General features: G+C 64.9%; 14 protein-coding genes. 4 read left to right on the top strand and 10 right to left on the bottom strand.

What is annotated here, in order from left to right:
* Positions 1 to 13: 13 nt before the first annotated feature.
* From AACH87_RS00330 to AACH87_RS00310, 5 genes are all read right to left on the bottom strand, one after another.
* Entirely contained in the window at positions 14 to 697 is a 684-nt protein-coding gene (locus tag AACH87_RS00330) for a 3'-5' exonuclease (RefSeq protein ID WP_338796706.1), read from the bottom strand.
* Positions 698 to 781: 84 nt separating this feature from the next.
* Complete coding sequence (locus tag AACH87_RS00325) at positions 782 to 1,285, bottom strand: pyridoxamine 5'-phosphate oxidase family protein (RefSeq protein ID WP_338796705.1); 504 nt, start codon at positions 1,283 to 1,285, stop codon at positions 782 to 784.
* Positions 1,286 to 1,484: 199 nt separating this feature from the next.
* On the bottom strand, positions 1,485 to 1,859 hold the full coding sequence (locus tag AACH87_RS00320) for a zinc ribbon domain-containing protein YjdM (RefSeq protein ID WP_338796704.1): 375 nt from the start codon (positions 1,857 to 1,859) through the stop codon (positions 1,485 to 1,487).
* Positions 1,860 to 1,910: 51 nt separating this feature from the next.
* Positions 1,911 to 4,070 (bottom strand): ATP-dependent DNA helicase DinG, encoded by a 2,160-nt coding sequence (gene dinG, locus AACH87_RS00315; protein WP_338796703.1) that lies wholly within the window; start codon positions 4,068 to 4,070, stop codon positions 1,911 to 1,913.
* Positions 4,071 to 4,937: 867 nt separating this feature from the next.
* Positions 4,938 to 5,894, bottom strand: a complete 957-nt coding sequence (locus tag AACH87_RS00310; RefSeq protein WP_338796702.1) for a LysR family transcriptional regulator — start codon at positions 5,892 to 5,894, stop codon at positions 4,938 to 4,940.
* 100 nt (positions 5,895 to 5,994) lie between these two features.
* Here AACH87_RS00310 and AACH87_RS00305 point away from each other — a divergent pair, with 100 nt between their 5' ends.
* A complete protein-coding gene (locus AACH87_RS00305; protein ID WP_338796701.1) occupies positions 5,995 to 7,224 on the top strand; it encodes an MFS transporter in 1,230 nt (409 codons plus the stop codon).
* Positions 7,225 to 7,320: 96 nt separating this feature from the next.
* Positions 7,321 to 7,614, top strand: a complete 294-nt coding sequence (locus tag AACH87_RS00300; RefSeq protein WP_338796700.1) for a hypothetical protein — start codon at positions 7,321 to 7,323, stop codon at positions 7,612 to 7,614.
* A 150-nt stretch (positions 7,615 to 7,764) separates the two neighbouring features.
* On the opposite strand, the gene AACH87_RS00295 is transcribed toward AACH87_RS00300, so the two are convergent.
* The 4 genes from AACH87_RS00295 to AACH87_RS00280 all read right to left on the bottom strand — a co-directional run bounded on the left by AACH87_RS00295 (position 7,765) and on the right by AACH87_RS00280 (position 12,211).
* Positions 7,765 to 9,630: a radical SAM protein gene (locus AACH87_RS00295; RefSeq protein WP_338799062.1), complete on the bottom strand. Its 1,866-nt coding sequence runs from the start codon at positions 9,628 to 9,630 to the stop codon at positions 7,765 to 7,767.
* A gap of 164 nt (positions 9,631 to 9,794) precedes the next feature.
* On the bottom strand, positions 9,795 to 10,877 hold the full coding sequence (locus tag AACH87_RS00290) for a sensor domain-containing diguanylate cyclase (protein WP_338796698.1): 1,083 nt from the start codon (positions 10,875 to 10,877) through the stop codon (positions 9,795 to 9,797).
* A 64-nt stretch (positions 10,878 to 10,941) separates the two neighbouring features.
* Positions 10,942 to 11,493, bottom strand: coding sequence for a gamma carbonic anhydrase family protein (locus AACH87_RS00285; protein WP_338796696.1), 552 nt, complete (start codon positions 11,491 to 11,493; stop codon positions 10,942 to 10,944).
* Between the two features lie 88 nt (positions 11,494 to 11,581).
* Positions 11,582 to 12,211 carry a TetR/AcrR family transcriptional regulator gene (locus tag AACH87_RS00280; RefSeq protein ID WP_338796695.1) on the bottom strand — a complete coding sequence of 210 codons (630 nt, stop codon included), beginning with the start codon at positions 12,209 to 12,211 and terminating at the stop codon, positions 11,582 to 11,584.
* 200 nt (positions 12,212 to 12,411) lie between these two features.
* On the opposite strand from AACH87_RS00280, the gene AACH87_RS00275 reads away from it, so the two are divergent.
* Both AACH87_RS00275 and AACH87_RS00270 read left to right on the top strand, forming a co-directional pair.
* Positions 12,412 to 13,491 carry an MBL fold metallo-hydrolase gene (locus AACH87_RS00275; protein WP_338799061.1) on the top strand — a complete coding sequence of 360 codons (1,080 nt, stop codon included), beginning with the start codon at positions 12,412 to 12,414 and terminating at the stop codon, positions 13,489 to 13,491.
* Between the two features lie 182 nt (positions 13,492 to 13,673).
* On the top strand, positions 13,674 to 14,567 hold the full coding sequence (locus AACH87_RS00270) for a Sir2 family NAD-dependent protein deacetylase (protein WP_338796694.1): 894 nt from the start codon (positions 13,674 to 13,676) through the stop codon (positions 14,565 to 14,567).
* 106 nt (positions 14,568 to 14,673) lie between these two features.
* Here AACH87_RS00270 and AACH87_RS00265 read toward each other — a convergent pair whose 3' ends face one another.
* Positions 14,674 to 16,173, bottom strand: coding sequence for a PLP-dependent aminotransferase family protein (locus AACH87_RS00265; protein ID WP_338796693.1), 1,500 nt, complete (start codon positions 16,171 to 16,173; stop codon positions 14,674 to 14,676).
* Positions 16,174 to 16,213 lie beyond the last annotated feature (40 nt).

Below are 16,213 nucleotides of genomic sequence, written 5' to 3'. Positions count from 1 at the left end.
GCGCAAGCAGCTATCAATCCAATAGCAGACTCAGTTGCTGTGGACAACTGCCGTGGCCTTGCCGGGAGACCGATGGAGCTGCCTGCGCATGGCGGGCCAGCAACTGTGGCAGTGCCTTGCGCGTGGTGCGCTGTATGGCCTGCAGCAACGCAAAGCCCGGCTGCGCCACATGCCACTGCCGGGCCAGGTCTTGCTGCATGCGCGCCAGCAAGGCGGCGGCCATTTCTGCATCGGCCAGGGCCCGGTGGGCGCGGCCTGCGCGCGGCAGGCCCAGGTGGTCTACCAGCGGTCCCAGCTTGTGGGTTGGGGCCTCCGGGTAGATGCGGCGTGACAGCAGCACCGTGCAGGCAAAGGCATGGGGCGCGGGCACATCGGCCAGCGCCAGCTCGGCCTGCCAGAACTTGCTGTCAAAGCCCGCGTTGTGCGCCACCATGGGGGCGCTGCCCACAAACCGGGCAGCTTCGCGCATCACCGTTGCGGCATCGGGCGCTGCCTGCACCATGGCGTTGGTAATGCCCGTCAGCTCGGTGATGAAGGCAGGAATCCACGCCCCGGTTTTCATCAGGCTCTGAAACCGGTCCACCACCTGCCCACCCTCCAGCAGCACGATGGCCACCTCGGTGGCACGCGCGCCCTGGCTGGGCGACATGCCGGTGGTTTCAAAGTCGATGACGGCGATGGGGGGCGATGAGGGCATGCGGGGTGGCGAGGGCCAAGGGAGCCGTCGAATTGTCGCAGCCCAGGGCCACGCTGGCAGGCCTGGCTGCACCGACCGCAAAACTCAAGGCACCGTCATCTCGCGGTGCTCGCCCATGCCCCGCGGCTGCTGGCCCGTCACAGCGGCCTTGGCCATCTTGAAGAGCTGCATCATCTTGCTTTCCTTCACATCCCAGTACTCGGCATGGCGAATGCGCACGCTCAGCAGTGCCAGATCGGTGTCGGTAGACCCGCCTGGAAACCACGCCTGCGCCATGGGTGACCACAGGGCGTCCTTCAGGGCCTGGTCTTCCACAAAGCGAGCCTGGCCTGACAGTGACACATAGCTGTCCTTGCCCGGGTCTGCGTAAGCCACGTTCACCTCGCCATCCGTCAGCAGTCGCTCGTACAGCTCACCCGAGCGCGAGATGAAGAAGTACAGCTCGGCGTTGTCATCCAGATGCTTGTTCTGCGTGGTCAGCGGGTGGGCGTGCAGCATGCCCGTGGCTGTGCGGTGCGTCAGCATCCCGAAGCGGATGTCCTTGATGAGCGTCCACAGGTTGTTGTAAGCGGCGGAATCGTGGTGCATCGCATGGGTCTCCGTGTTTGATACCAATGGATGCAAATGTAGGCAGCGCAAAACACCTGCAGCGTCGGCAGGCGGCGCGCCTGCCTGTGGGGTGATGTCTGACATGGGGGCAGGTACCGCGGCCATGCCCCAGGGCTTGGAACAGGTTCGTGATGATGGAGGCAGAGCTCTGCAGCGCCACCCTGCTACGGCCGAGCGCTCACGCCTTCTTCAAAAACTCCGACTTCAGCAGCATGCTGCCCAGGTCGGTCTTGCAGTCCACGTTGTGGCCGTCGGCGCCATCGACCAGGCGGATGCCCTTGATCTTGGTACCCTTCTTGAGGGTGGAGGACGAGCCTTTGACCTTGAGGTCTTTCACCAGGATCACTGCGTCGCCATCGGCCAGCGGGTTGCCATTCGCATCACGTACAGCGTCGCGCACGATGCCGTCGCCTGCATCTGCATCTGCGTCAGTGTCTGCCGTCTCGGCCACTTGCGGCCATTCAAAGGCGCAGTCGGGGCAGACGTAGTTGGTGCCATCGGGGTAGGTGTTTTCCAGGCCGCATTGGGGGCAGGCAGGTACGGTGTGGGGCATGGGGGGCTTTCTGGTTGTTGTGGTGAAAAGGGGTGGGCGACTTTACAGCGCTCACAGCGCTGCGCGTTGCTCCAGCGCAAACGGCGGCAGCCCTTTGAGCAGGCGCTGGCCGTAGCTGGTGCGCGTCAGGCGCTTGTCGTAGCAGTACACATGGGCCTGGTCTTCTTCGGTGCGGATGGCGCGGCCTACCCATTGCGCCAGCCGAATGGCGGTGGCGGGCACCACCAACTCGCTGAAGGGGTCGCGCCCCACGGCGCGCAGCCATTCGGCGCGGGCCTCGCCCACGGGGTCGTCGGGCGGGGCAAAGGGCAGCTTGGTGATGAAGACCGATTCGCACAGCCGCCCCGGTAAATCCAGCCCCTCGCCGAACGACTGCATGCCGAAGATGACAGAGGGCTCGCCGTTCTCCACCCGCTCGCGGTGGCGCTTGAGCAGCAACGTGCGGGGCAGCGCGTTTTGCACCAGCACCACGCTGCGCATGGCGGTGGGCAGCGCATCCACGGCCTGGCGCATCTGCTCGCGTGAGGTGAACAGCACCAGCGCACCGTATTCCACCCGGGCAATGTCGTGCAGCAGTGCATCGACCATCTCGGTGGTGAACTGCGCGGCGTTCTTGGGGTCGGCACGCGTCTCGGCGGCAATCAGCGTGCCCTGTGCTGCGTAGTTGAAGGGGCTGGGCACTTCCAGCGTGGTGGCTGCCTCATCACCATGCAGGCCTGCCTCGCGCAAGAAGAAATCAAAGTGCCCGCAGCTCGTGAGCGTGGCCGATGTCAGCACAGCCCCGCGCACCGCATTCCACAGGTGGTTGCGCAGCGCGGTGCCCGGCAGGATGGGGCTGGCGTGCGCCTTGACCACGATGAAGTCGCCATCCATCTCCAGCGTGAACCACTTTGCAGCGGGTACGGCACCTTCGGGCGCATCCTGTAGCAGCAGTTGCGCAGTGGCGTGCAGCTCTTCCAGGCGCGGGGCCAGCATGCCGATTTGCGCGTACAGCGTAGACAGGCGCTTGGCCTCGTCGGGCTTGTCGCGCATCTCGGCGCGCAGGGCCTTGCTAATGGCGCGCAGGGCCTCCAGAAAGCCGTCTGCACTGGCGGCCAGCAGGCCCAGGGGTGCGATGAGTTGCTCGGGCAATTCGCCGCGCGGCACCCGCACCCGCGCTGGGCCCCAGGCGCTCGGCTGGCTCTTGAGCTGCTCGCCATACACATCCATCACGATGCGCGCCAGGTCCTGCAGCGTTTGCCGCAGTTGCGCCGCGTGCTTGGGGATGTCGGCAATCTCCTCCACCTCCAGCAGCGCACCAATGCGCAGGCCGCGGCTGGAAAGGCGCTCGATCCAGGTGATGCGCGACAGGTCCATGCTGCAGGCAAATTGCTGCAGCGCCGTGGTGGGCAGGTGGTGGGCTTCGTCCAGTACCAGCAGGCAGTTGTCCAGCTCGGGCAGCACGCGTGCGCCCAGGGACGACAGCAGCAAATCATGGTTGGCCACAATCACCTGCGCACCCACCAGCTCCTTGCGCTTGTCGTAGTAGGTGCACTGGCTGAAGGCCGGGCAGTGCTTGCCCGTGCACGATGCGCCCTCGGCCGCCACGGGGCTCCACACCTCCGGCTCGGGCGGTGTTTCCAGGCTGTCGCGGTCGCCATCCCACACGCCTTTGGACAGCGTTTGCGCCATGGCGCTGTAGAACTGGATGCGCGCCTCGGTCTCCTGCCGGGGGCGCTTGGCGCGGGCGGCGGCCTCCTCTTCGGCAAACAGGTCGTCCTCCACCTCGTCGGCTTCGGTGTGGCCTGCCAGACGGTCGAGCTTGAGCTTGCACACATAGCGGCCGCGCCCTTTGGCCAGCGCAAATTTGAAGGGCTGCGGCATGCGCGCCGCCAGCGCGGGCAGATCCTTGTTGACCAGCTGCTCCTGCAGCGCCACGGTGGCGGTAGAGATCAACACCCGCGTGCCCCGCGCCAGCGCCAGCGCAATGGCGGGCGCGCAATAGGCCAGCGACTTGCCCACACCCGTACCCGCCTGAATGACGGCGATCGAGCGCGTGGGGGCGGGCTCGCCCCCTTCTTCATCCACCTTGCCCAGCGTGGCCCGGCTGAAGGTGCGCGCCACCTGCTCGGCCATCAGCCGCTGCCCGGCCCGGCTGCGAAACCCTTCGGTGGCGTTGACCACCGCATCAAACGACTGCAGGGCCTGCGCGGCCCACTCTGTAGAAGACATAACCACCTGCTGTGAGGGGGAGAGTGTGGCATGGCCTGCGGCATTGCACTGTATGCATGCCCAGGTTTTTTGTCGGGCGCTGGGGGCCCACGCCCGTTCCGCTTCATTTTGGATCGGCCGTGCAGGCCCGATTTTGCTCTGTTTTTGATAGCTGCTTGCGCTTGTGGGGCGGGCGCTGGCGGCATTTTTGTCTTATCCATTGGAAACGCACCGGGGAGCGCAAACGCGAGCCTGCAGAAGCGGCAAAAAACCATGAAAAACCGCAGAGAGCTGTTGCGCGCACAACGGCGCGGGCACGAGATGGATTTGCTAGGCCTTGGCAACCTGGCCCAGCGAGGCCGTTGACTGGGGCCGAATTTTGTGCAAGGAGACTAGATCCTCGCAAAAAGCCCTCTTTCTCATACTTTTGGATCCCACTTTGGATTACTAAAAATTATCAAAACTGGCATCGAAAAAATCTCAAAACCTGTTTTTAGAAAATATTTAAATCCATTGATTATTTGAAATTAATATTTTCTTATTCATTTGTGTTTATTGATGTTTTAAGATTTTATCTCTGCTTTTCTTTTGGATGTATTTTTCTTGGTTTTTTTAAAACTGATGAAAAGGCAGAAAATTGGCAAATTGAGAGGATTTTGGTTTCAATCTTTTATTCATTTTGAAACCAGTAGAGATTCATTGGGATTTGAGTGGAGGTGAACGTGGGTAACGTCAAGATGTTGGTATTTGCTTTCCATTTAAGTCAACTGAGGCGTTGAATGAATGTGTTTTCTGGGATATCAGAAATATTTTTCTACATTCCATAAAAATACAAATCAATCAAAAATACTCATGTTTGATTGAATATGCAGCACCACCCAACGCCATTTATCCTCTTCCCACAGGCTGTATCCCATGCACCTGCGGAAAAGCCTCGCGCATGCTGGTGATAAATGCTTTCAGCCGCGCTGGGCGCCAGCTGCTGCGGGGGTAGATGAGGTAGATCGGCAGCGGTGGTGCCTGCCATTGGGGTGCCAGGTGCACCAGACGGCCTTCGGCAATGTCGTCAGCCACGGCCCAGGCCGATGCGATGCCTGCGCCCACCCCTGCAAGGGCTGCGTTGCGCAGGGCTTGCAGGTTGTCGGTGCCCAGGCGGGGTGTGATGACAAAGCGCTGCGTGTCACCGCTGTGGCAGTGGGTCAGCGCCACTTCATCGGTATAGAACGTGCGCAGCGCCAGCCACGGCAGTTGGGCCAAGGCCCGGGGTTGTGCGGGGTCGGCTGAAGGGGCCGCCACGGCGGGCTGCGCCAGTGCGGGGGCCGCCACCACAATGCGTGGCACCTCTGCCAGTGCGATGGCGACCAGGTTGGGCTCGTCCACACGCCCCACGCGGATGGCGCAGTCAATGCCCTCGGCAATGAAATCGGGCAGCCGGTCGTTCAGCAGCCAGTCCACTGTCACCTCGGGGTGCGTTTTCATGAATTGCACCAGCGGAGGCACAAGCTGTTCCTGCCCGAAGATGCTGGGCACCAGCACCCGCAGGTGGCCCCGCAACGCGGCCTGCCGCCCGCGCAGGTCGGCGTCCATGGCCTGCCAGCGTTCCAGCAGCGACTTGGCTTGCTGGTAGGCGTTGTCGCCGTCTTCCGTCAGTTTCATGGCGTGGGTGGAGCGCTGCAGCAGTTGCACGCCCCAATAGGCCTCCAGCTGGCGCAGGCGGCGGCTGACGGTGGGTTGGGTGGTGCCCAGTTGCCGGGCTGCGGCAGACAGGCTGCCCGCCTCCACGATGCGCACCAGCGTGTGCAGCAACTCCAGGCGGTCGAGTGCAGGTTCCAGAAGCTTTGTCATACGCTCAGCGTATAACAAATCTGCTTTTCAGGCATCTACCGCGCTGGGTCATGCGTTTGCAGAATCACCGCATTGTGTTTTTGAACTTGGGGTGACCGCCATGTCTGCTTCTTCCACTTCAGCGCCTGCGGCTTTAGCGCCTTCTCAGGCAACGTCCCTGTCCCACCCGGGTCTGCCGCCCTCTTTGGTGGTGTTGCTGGCGACGGGGGCGGGGCTGGGGGCGGCCACGCTGTACTTCAGCCAGCCGCTGCTGGGCCTGATGGCCGATGGGCTGGGCAGCACGGCCACGCAGGTGGGGGTGGTGCCCACGCTGACCCAACTGGGTTATGCGCTGGGCATTTTGCTGCTGGCCCCGTTGGGCGACCGGCTGGATCGCCGCATGCTGATCGGTGCCAAGGCTGCGGGCCTGGCCTTGGCGCTGGGCCTGTGCGCTCTGGCCCCTGGTGTGCACGCCTTGTGGGTGGCGGCCTTGGTGGCAGGCGTGCTGGCCACACTGGCGCAAGACATCGTGCCCGCCGCAGCTACGCTGGCACCGGATGCGCAACGGGGACGCGTGGTGGGCCAGGTGATGACGGGCCTGCTGCTGGGCATTCTGCTGTCCCGGGTGTTCAGCGGGCTGGTGGGCCAGTGGGCGGGCTGGCGCGCCGTGTATGTGCTGGGTGCGCTGCTGGTGGCCGCCATTGGCGCGGTGTGTGTGCGGGGCCTGCCGCGCATGGCCCCGGTGACTGCGCTGGGCTACGGTGCCTTGATGGCGTCGCTGTGGTCTCTGTGGCGCAAGCACCGCGATCTGCGCCTGGCGGTGTGGACGCAGGGTTTGATTTCCGTGGCGTTCAGCGCCTTCTGGTCCACGCTGGCCATCGTGCTGCAGCAGCGTTTTGGCATGGGCAGCGCCATGGCCGGGGCGTTTGGGCTGGCGGGCGTGGTGGGCGCTCTGGGTGCGCCGTGGGCGGGCCGCTGGTCTGACCGTTGGGGCCCCCTGCGCGTGGTGCGTGCTGGGGCCGCCACGGTGGCACTGTCGTTTGTGCTGCTGGCGCTAGGCGAGCCCTTGCCCATGGCCTGGCAACTGGGCTTGATGGTGCTGGTCACGGTGACGTTTGACTTTGGCGTGCAGGTAGCGCTGGTGGGCCACCAGACGCTGGTGTACCGGCTGGAGCCTGCCGCCCGCAGCCGCCTCAATGCCCTGCTGCTCACCGGCATGTTCATTGGCATGGCGCTGGGCTCCGCCGTGGGCAGCCAAGCCTTGGCGCACTGGGGGGGCCTGGGGGTGGCGGGGCTGTGTGCGGCGGCATCGGCAGGCGCATGGTTGCTGCGGGTGGCATCGAGGGGTTGAGGAGTCACAGGCCTGCAATCGAAGCGGGCCTGTGCCTACACGGGGCGATGGGTTAGTGGCCTAAGTTGGGCGCTGATTTGATCCGAGGTTTTTTCCATGACACCACCCGACCATCGCCCTGACGAAGACAAGATCCCTTCCGCCCCCGTGCCTGCGCGCAAGGAACGCCGGGTGAGCACCACCCACCCGCCCCAGCAGCCCGGCAGTGGGCCGGAAGACCTGGATGCCCCCGAAGGCCGCCTGCCCCACGAGCGAGACGAGGCCACGGGCATGACCGGCGGCATCCCATCGCGCGAGGTGCGCCAGGCGTATGAGGACGTGACCCACGGTTTGCAGGACACCGACAAGGGGCCTCCGATGGACCGTGCCTATCAGAAGCAGAAAAAATAGCCGCTGCTTCCACACCGGCAGTGCATTGAATTGCTATCGGTTTTGTAGCTGCCTGCGCTTGCTGTGCGGGCGCTAGAGGGTAATTTGCCTTAAGAGCGGCTTTTGCTCACGTCCCCCAGGCCACCGGTCCGCGCGCGATCACCGAACACATTACCCCCGCTCGCGCAGCGCCCGCTCAATGCGGTCGCGCCGCACCGTGGTTTTGGGCACCTTGAACGGGAACCACAGGCGCACATCTTCTTCCAGCCCAATGCCGTGCATGTAGTTGTAGATAGCCTTCTTCAGGCCCGCGCCCAGCGCGTCATGGTCTACCCCTGTCGGGTCGATGAAGGCCACATCGTTCTTTGCAAAGTCGCCCGGTGGTAGCGGGGCCAGCGTCACTCCGTATTCCTCGGGGTGCTGGCCCACGGGCGAATGCACGGTGCAGGCAAAGCGGTGGAAGAAGCCGCTTTGAATGCAACCGTTGGCAAACAACTGGCGCACGTACTCCAGAGCATCTACCGTGTCTTGCACCGTCTGCGTCGGAAAGCCGTACATCAGGTAGGCATGCACCAGGATGCCGACATCGCTGAAGGCCTTGGTCACGCGGGCCACCTGGTCTACCGACACGCCTTTTTTCATCAGGTTCAGCAACCGGTCAGACGCGACTTCGAGTCCGCCCGAGATGGCGATGCAGCCACTGTCGGCCAGCAGCTCGGCCAGTTCGGGGGTGAAGGTCTTTTCAAACCGCACATTGCCCCACCAACTGATGCCGGTGCCCCGCGCAATCAGCTCGGTGGCCAGGGCCTTGAGCGCCTTGGGCGGTGCGGCCTCGTCCACAAAATGAAAACCCGTCTGCCCCGTTTCGCGCACGATCTGCTCGATGCGGTCGGCCAGCACACTCGCGCTCGCGCCCTCGTAGCGACTGATGTAGTCCAGGCTCACGTCGCAAAAGCTGCACTTTTTCCAGTAGCAGCCGTGCGCCACCGTGAGCTTGTTCCAGCGCCCGTCGCTCCACAGCCGGTGCATGGGGTTGAGCATGTCCAGCAGCGACAGGTAGCGGTCCAGTGGCAGGCCGTCCCAGGTGGGGGTGCCCACCTCGGCAAAGGCAATGTCGGCCTCCATCATGTTGATGTACTGCACCTGCCCGTTGTTGCGCACAAAGGTGCGCACCAGCCGCTGCCGCCCGCGCTCGCCGCGCAGGTGCTCCAGCAGTGCCAGCAGCGGGCGCTCGCCCGCGTCCAGCGTGACGAAATCAAAGTGGTCAAACACGCGCGGCTCAGCCAGCTCGCGCAGTTCGGTGTTCACAAAGCCGCCGCCCAGCACCGTGGTGATGTGCGGATGGCGCGCCTTGATGCTTTGCGCAATCCGAAAGGCCGCGTACACCGAGCCCGGGAAGGGCACCGACAGCAGCACCACCGTGGGTTGGTGCCGGGCAATGGCCTCGTGCGTAAGCTGCTCCAGCAGCTCATCCACCAGCGTGGGCGGGGCAGCGAGTGCGTTGGCCAGCGGGTCAAACGTGGGCTGGCTGCCCGCCAGCGATTCTGCGTAGCGCACAAACTCAAAGCGCTCGTCCACCGCATCGCGCAGCACATCGGCCAGATCGTTCAAGTACAGCGTGGCCAGGTGCTTGGCCTTGTCCGTCAGGCCCAAAGCGCCAAACGCCCAGCCCAGCGGGTCGCCGCCCTCGTCGTCCACGTACACATCCAGCGACTCAAAGCGCGGCCCCTCGGGCAGGTAATGGCGGCCCACGATGCGGTGCGCCAGCGTGCTGTCGCGCCCCTGCAAAAAGGCAATGGCCGGGCCAATGGTGGCGAGGTAGCGGTCCTTCTGCTCCACAAACGATTGCACCGCAGCGCTGCGCTTTTTGGGCGGCAACGCATCCACCTTGTCGGCAATGGCGCGCAGGCCCTCCGGCGAGAGCAGGCGCAGCACCAGGGCCAGCGCCAGGTCCTCCTGCACAGCATCCACCCCGCGCGAACGCAGGAACCCCGTGAGGTAGGCAGTGGAAGGGTAAGGCGTGTTCAGCTGCGTCATCGGGGGGATGACGGAGAGCACGCGCTGGCGGGGAACGTTGGCTGAAGCGGCGGCAGACATGGGGGTGGGAGCGGGCTGGCAGGAGGCGATGCGATGTCGCCGCCGGAATCGGGTGGGTGTCCGATTATCCCGGCTGAGCGTAATCCTGCTGAAGGGCCCCGCTCTTACAAATTTTTCAGGTTCAAAGAGGCCTGGTCAGGCATTGCGGGTTGTACTGGTGCCTGCGTCGCCGCTTTGTGCGCATGGCGGCGTGCTTGTTTCACCTGGTACATGGTTTGGTCTGCGAGGCGTAAAGCTTCCTCTACGCCCAGGTTCTGGTCAGGCGTGATGGTGGTCATGCCGACGCTGGCTCCGGCATAGTCCAACGATGCTCCCTGAAGGTTGAACCGTCCCTGCGTGGCCTGAACAATGCGCTGGCCCAACACTTCCTGCCCCGTGTGCGCCAAACCGTGCGTATGTAGTCCCAGGCTGATAACTACAAATTCATCGCCACCCAGTCGCGCTGCCATGTCTTCTATGCGCAGTGCGCTGCGGAGCCTCTGCGCTATGGCGAGCAAAAATTGGTCACCCACATCATGACCATAGGTGTCGTTGATGGCCTTGAATCCATCCAGATCGATGAACGCGATTTGCACACCTCTTTGCATGCGCTGGCCCTGTGCCAACATGCGCTCCAGCGCAGCCATCAGGGCGCGACGGTTGGGCAATCCGGTAAGCTGGTCGGTGGTAGCGGCGGCAGCCAGTTGGGCATTGGCGTACACCAGCTCTTGAATGAGCTTTTCACGCTCCACCTGCTGACCAATCAGGAAGGCGAACAGCGTAAGGATGCGGTCCGTCTGCGGCATACGGGGACGGGCATGCCTGCTGGCTGCGCACAAGGTGCCATACAGCGTGCCGTCGCTCATGTGCACGGCCTTGGTCACATAGGTGTGGATGCCGAGGTCCCGAGCAGCTCCCGAGTCGCCCCAGCTGCTTGGTACGTCATCGGTGAAGGTGCGTCCTTCGTCCAATGCCCGTTTGCACAATGTGTCGTTCCACGGAACAGCCAAGCCTTCGCGGATCTGCAGGTCGCCCGCATTGCGGGCATACCGCACATGCTGAATCCCCTGCATCTGGTCGACGGATGTCAGGTAGGTGGATTCCAGGCCCGTCACAGCCTCCAGCATCTCCAGAAGTGGCCGTGTCAGTTCCTCCACGGATCGAGCGGTGGTGACAGACTCTGAAAGTCGGGCGAGGAGCTCAGTCATACGTCTAGGAATGGTGTGCTTTGGGGGTACCTCATGGAGCCCATGGCAGCAAACTGCATGTTGTTCAGCTCTTGTAGTCGGGCTGTGGAGTGACCAAGTAATTGGTCTTCACCCGCACATAGTGCTCGGCCGAGTACTTCAGGTAGGCAATCTCCGCCTCCGTCAAAGCCCGCTGGCGCACCGCCGGGCGGCCGATGTAGAGGTAGCCGCTTTCCAGCACCTTGCCGGGCGAAACCAGGCTGCCTGCGCCCAGCATCACGCGGTCTTCGATCACGGCGTCGTCCATCACGATGGAGCCCATGCCGATGAGGCATTCATTGCCGATGCGGCAGCCGTGCAGGATGACCGAGTGGCCTACCGTCACGTAGTCACCAATCACCAGCGGCGAGCCCTCGGGCTTGGCGGCGTTGCGGTGCGATACGTGGCCCATGGTCAGGTCCTGCACGTTGCTGCAGCGGCCCACGGTGATGCGGTTCACGTCGCCGCGCAGCACGGCGTTGCACCACACCGAGCTGTCATCGCCCAGCTGCACATCGCCAATCACCTGCGCGCTGGAATGCACAAACACGTTGGAGCCCAGCACGGGCGCTGTATCGAGGTAGGGAGACAGGGGCATGGGGAGACCTGGGCGGGGATGAAAACCCGCAAGCGTAGTGCAAAACGACGCCTGGATCAGGCCTGGAAGGGGCCCTTGCAACGGGTTCTCAGCCTGCAGGCACTGCATACAGCCCCAGAAACATGTCCACCGCATCCGCCAGCACCTGCTGCTGTTGCGCTGGGGTCAGCGGTGGCTGGCCCATGGCCAGCTGGGGCCAGAAGGCGAAGGCCTTGACCATACCCTGCAGTTGCTGGGCGGCGTAGGGCACGTCCATGCTGGGGCGCAGGCGGCCACCTTGCTGGGCAGCATGCAGCCAGCGGGGCAGGCCTTCTTCCTTGGCAGCCAGCTTGGTGGCGATGGCGCGGGCGCGCTCGGGGGTGTGCATCATGTCGGCCATGGCCACGCGGCTCAGGTCGATGAAGCTCGCGTCGTTGAGCAGCCGCATCTTGTGCCCCAGCAGCGCCAGCAACTGGGGGCGCAGGGGCTGGGTGGCCTCGTACTGCTGTTCTTCGGGCGACTGGCTGCGCTCCCACATCAGCAGCAAGATAGCCTCGAACAGGTCTTCCTTGCTGGGGAAGTGGTTGTAGACGGTGCGTTTGGAGACCTCGGCCGCAGCGGCCACGCGGTCCATGCTGGTGCCATTGAAGCCGTGTTGCCTGAACTCTCCGATGGCCGCTTGCAGGATGGCGTCGCGCTTGCGATCGGTCAGGCGCGTGGGAGAAGGCTGGTCACTCATGGGGCAATTTTACACTGACCAGTTTACTTTTCTGAAAACAGGACTACACTGTACGGTGCATATTTCCACGGAGTTCGCCCATGCCCCGTCGCACCCCCCGGGTCTGGCACGCAGCCACCGTTGTCATCGGAGTCCTTGTCATGGCCACTGTCACCTCGTCCTGCAGCACCTTTCCTGCCACCGCGCAAAGCCAGAGTTCGATGCGTGAGGACGGCAAGTTCCGCAACGCCAAGCCGCGCCAGTCACTGGGCGTGGGCAAGACGCTGAAGGTGATGTGGAGCTTTGCCACCGGCAAAGATGCCGAAACGGTGCCCACCGCCCCCATCCCCGTGCACGCCATCTTGCGCACCGACTTGCTGGCTGCGCCCGATGGCAGCCTGTGGCGGCTGGGGCATTCGACCATGCTGCTCAAGGTGGGCGGGCAGTTCTGGCTGACGGACCCGGTGTTTTCCGAGCGCGCGTCGCCGTTCCAGTTCATCGGGCCCAAGCGCTTCCATGCCCCGCCCATCAGCATTGATGAACTGCCACCGATCGAAGGCGTGGTGCTCTCGCACGACCATTACGACCACCTGGACTACGGTGCCATCCAGAAGCTGGCACCCAAGGTGGCGCACTTCATCACCCCGCTGGGCGTGGGTGACCGGCTCATCGAATGGGGCGTGCCTGCGGCCAAGGTGCAGCAGCTGGACTGGTGGCAGAGCACCACCGTGGGCGCACTGGAGCTGACGGCCACGCCCGCCCAGCATTTCTCGGGCCGCGGCCTGGGCGACAGCGACCGCACGCTGTGGGCATCGTGGGTGCTGCGCACCACGGGCCAGGGCAGTGCAGAAGGTGGCGCTGCGGGCGAAGGGTTGCGCATTTTCTTCAGCGGTGACACGGGCTATTTCGATGGTTTCAAGGCCATTGGCGAGCGCTTTGGCCCGTTTGACCTGACCATGGTGGAGACCGGTGCCTACAACGCTGACTGGCCTGATGTGCACATGCAGCCCGAGCAAAGCCTGCAGGCCCATCTGGACCTGAAGGGCCGCTACCTCATGCCCATCCACAACGGCACGTTTGACCTGTCGATGCACCCTTGGACCGAGCCTTTTGAGCGCATCACCGCGCTGGCTGAGGCGGCCCAGGTCCCGCTGGTGGCTCCCGTGATGGGCGAGCGCATTGACCTGCACAAGCCCGCCCTGTCGCGGCACTGGTGGCGCACCGTGCAAGCCACCCAGACCAGTGAGGGGCTGGCCCCTGCCTCCACGCCTGCGCTGCAGGGTGCGTCAGCCAGCCGGTAGGGCGTTGGCAAGATCTGGACGTGAGCGGTTCACGCTGAACGCTTCGGCAGGGACAGCACCGCGTTTTCTCTGCGCCGCGCAGGGTTGCATCCAGCTCAACCCGAACGGATATTTCAAGTTCAACGTGGCTCGTTCCGTTCATTGCTTCGGTGGCCCTATCCTTGGCGGATTGGAGCCACCGCATGACCACCCACCCCGCTTCTTCGCCCGACCCCACCCCGCCCTCGTACTTTGACCCCGCCCTTGCCGCAGCCGCCGAGCACGCAGCGGCGCTGCTGGAGCAGGCCGATGCCCTGATCGTGGCTGCAGGCGCAGGCATGGGGGTGGATTCGGGCCTGCCGGACTTTCGGGGCAATGACGGTTTCTGGCGGGCCTACCCTGCCCTGGCCCAGGCGCGGCTGGACTTTGCCTCCATCGCCTCGCCTGCCGCTTTTCGTGCCGCACCGGATCTGGCCTGGGGCTTTTACGGCCACCGGCTGGCGCTGTACCGCCGCACGGTGCCGCACGCAGGCTTTGCCCATTTGCTGCGCTGGGGTGCGCGCATGCACCATGGCCTGGGCGTGTTCACCAGCAATGTGGACGGGCAGTTCCAGATCGCAGGCTACCCCGCCGACGCGGTGCATGAATGCCACGGCTCCATCCACCACCTGCAGTGCCTGGAAGGCTGCAGCGACGCCATCTGGCCCGCCGATGACTTTGTGCCCGATGTGGACGAAGCCACCTGCCGCCTGCGCAACGCGCCGCCGCGCTGCCCCCACTGCGGCGCACTGGCCCGGCCCAACATCCTGATGTTCAACGACTGGGACTGGGTGGAAGCCCGCACCGCAGCCCAGCGCGCACGCCAGCAGCGCTGGCTGCAGGGTGCGCGCCGCCCGGTGGTGATCGAGCTGGGCGCGGGCACGGCCATACCGTCGGTGCGCCACTTTGGGCACAGCGTGCTGCGCGACCACGGCGGCCGCCTCATCCGCATCAATCCGCGCGAATGCGATGTGCCCACGCGCAGCGATGTAGGACTGCGCATGGGGGCTGCCCAAGGCCTGGCGCTGGTGGAACAGGCCCTGAGTGGGGCGCTGTAGGCCCTGGCCTGGGGGCATCACCATCCGTTCAGGCTGAGCCTGTCGAAGCCGCGTGCTGCGTTTGTGCAGGGTCCGCTTCATTGCTGTGGTGTGGATGGTGGGTGCATCACTGCCTGGCTCTACCCCGCGCCGCCAGCGCCCCCACCACACGCGCCGCAGCGCGAATTTCCTCGTCGCCATAGCCCGCGTAGCCCAGCAGCCAGCCGCGCCGGGGCGAGGTGATGGCGTAGCGCGAGAGCGGGGCCAGCATCACGCCCGCCGCCTGGGCGCTGCGGGCCAGGGGCTCGTCATCGCTGCCAGTTGGCGCTTCGTGCAGCAGGTGCATGCCGCGGTCGCTGGGGGCCAATTGCCAGTGGCCGTCGCTGGCGTCGGCCAGGGTGTCGATCAGCCATTGCTGGCGGTGCTGGCACAGCTCGCGCATGCGGCGCAGGTGGCGCAGCAGGTGCCCCTCGGCAATGAAGCGCGCCAGCACGGCCTGGGCATCGCCGGGCGCATGCCGGTCGGTGATGGCGCGTGCCATGGCAAAGGCATCGACCAGCGCGGGCGGCACCACCACAAAGCCCAGGCGCAGGCCGGGGTGCAGCGTCTTGCTGAAAGTGCCCACGTACAGCACCCGTTCAGACCCCGGCAGGCTGCACAGTGCAGGCACACGCTGGGCAGCGTTGCCGTACTGGAACTCGCCGTCGTAGTCGTCTTCCACCACCCAGGCATCGTGCTCGCGCGCCCATTGCAACAAGGCTTGGCGGCGCGGCAGCTCCATGCGCACCCCGGTGGGGAACTGGTGCGTGGGCGTGACCACGGCCATGCGCGCAGCGGGCCACTGCGCCGCGCCCTGCGCAATGCACAGCCCGCTTTCATCCAGCGGCACGGGCCGGGCCAGCGCACCGTGGCCCAGCAGGCTGGCGCGGATGCCGGGGTAGCCGGGGTCTTCCACCAGCACCTCATCGCCCACATCCAGCAGCAGGCGGGCAATCAGGTCAATGCCCTGCTGCGAGCCCGAGCACACCACCACCTGCGCCGCATCGCAGCGAATACCACGCGATGCCCACACCCACTGGGCCACCGCCTGGCGCAGGTCGGGGTCGCCCGCAGGGTCCAGGTACTGGGCGCGGGCGGTGCGCTGTGCCTGCGTGGCCTGGCGGGCCAACCGGTCCCACACCGCAAACGGAAACGTCGCCACCTCGGGTGCACCAATGCGAAACGCCCGCGCAGGCACCAGCGGGGGCCGCCAGCGCGCCGCCGTGTCGGCCACCAGTTGCCCGCGCCGCGACAGGCCCCTGGGCGGTGCCACCAACGCCTGCGTGCCTGCTGGGGTGCCCGCCCTTGCGTTGCCCGCAGGGCGCTGCGCCAGGGCCTGCGCCACATAGGTGCCATCACCCACGCGGGCCTCCACATAGCCCTCGGCCAGCAGGCGCTGCACGGCCCACAGCACGGTGTTGCGCGACACACCCAGCAGCCCCGCCTGCTCGCGCGATGGGGGCAGCCGCGTGCCTGCGGGCCAGCGCCCTTGCTCGATGGCGCTGCGCAACTGCGCATACACCTGCTGGCGCAAGGTGGCGGTCGGATGCGTGGCACTGTGCGGCGGATTGGCTCTGGCAACGGGCACGAATTGGCTCCTTGGGAAAGTGCTGTGGCACCTAAACTGA

It is taken from the genome of Acidovorax sp. DW039, assembly GCF_037101375.1.
Taxonomy (GTDB): Bacteria; Pseudomonadota; Gammaproteobacteria; order Burkholderiales; family Burkholderiaceae_C; genus Acidovorax.
Note: the sequence above shows the minus strand (reverse complement) of the source record. Positions and strands in the feature narration are given on the sequence as shown.

Bases quoted from the DNA above. Each gene is read 5' to 3' on its own strand.
- AACH87_RS00330 (WP_338796706.1), bottom strand. From the start codon at position 697: ATGCCCTCATCGCCCCCCATCGCCGTCATCGACTTTGAAACCACCGGC.
- AACH87_RS00325 (WP_338796705.1), bottom strand. From the start codon at position 1,285: ATGCACCACGATTCCGCCGCTTACAACAACCTGTGGACGCTCATCAAG.
- AACH87_RS00320 (WP_338796704.1), bottom strand. From the start codon at position 1,859: ATGCCCCACACCGTACCTGCCTGCCCCCAATGCGGCCTGGAAAACACC.
- dinG (WP_338796703.1), bottom strand. From the start codon at position 4,070: ATGTCTTCTACAGAGTGGGCCGCGCAGGCCCTGCAGTCGTTTGATGCG.
- AACH87_RS00310 (WP_338796702.1), bottom strand. From the start codon at position 5,894: ATGACAAAGCTTCTGGAACCTGCACTCGACCGCCTGGAGTTGCTGCAC.
- AACH87_RS00305 (WP_338796701.1), top strand. From the start codon at position 5,995: ATGTCTGCTTCTTCCACTTCAGCGCCTGCGGCTTTAGCGCCTTCTCAG.
- AACH87_RS00300 (WP_338796700.1), top strand. From the start codon at position 7,321: ATGACACCACCCGACCATCGCCCTGACGAAGACAAGATCCCTTCCGCC.
- AACH87_RS00295 (WP_338799062.1), bottom strand. From the start codon at position 9,630: ATGACGCAGCTGAACACGCCTTACCCTTCCACTGCCTACCTCACGGGG.
- AACH87_RS00290 (WP_338796698.1), bottom strand. From the start codon at position 10,877: ATGACTGAGCTCCTCGCCCGACTTTCAGAGTCTGTCACCACCGCTCGA.
- AACH87_RS00285 (WP_338796696.1), bottom strand. From the start codon at position 11,493: ATGCCCCTGTCTCCCTACCTCGATACAGCGCCCGTGCTGGGCTCCAAC.
- AACH87_RS00280 (WP_338796695.1), bottom strand. From the start codon at position 12,211: ATGAGTGACCAGCCTTCTCCCACGCGCCTGACCGATCGCAAGCGCGAC.
- AACH87_RS00275 (WP_338799061.1), top strand. From the start codon at position 12,412: ATGCGTGAGGACGGCAAGTTCCGCAACGCCAAGCCGCGCCAGTCACTG.
- AACH87_RS00270 (WP_338796694.1), top strand. From the start codon at position 13,674: ATGACCACCCACCCCGCTTCTTCGCCCGACCCCACCCCGCCCTCGTAC.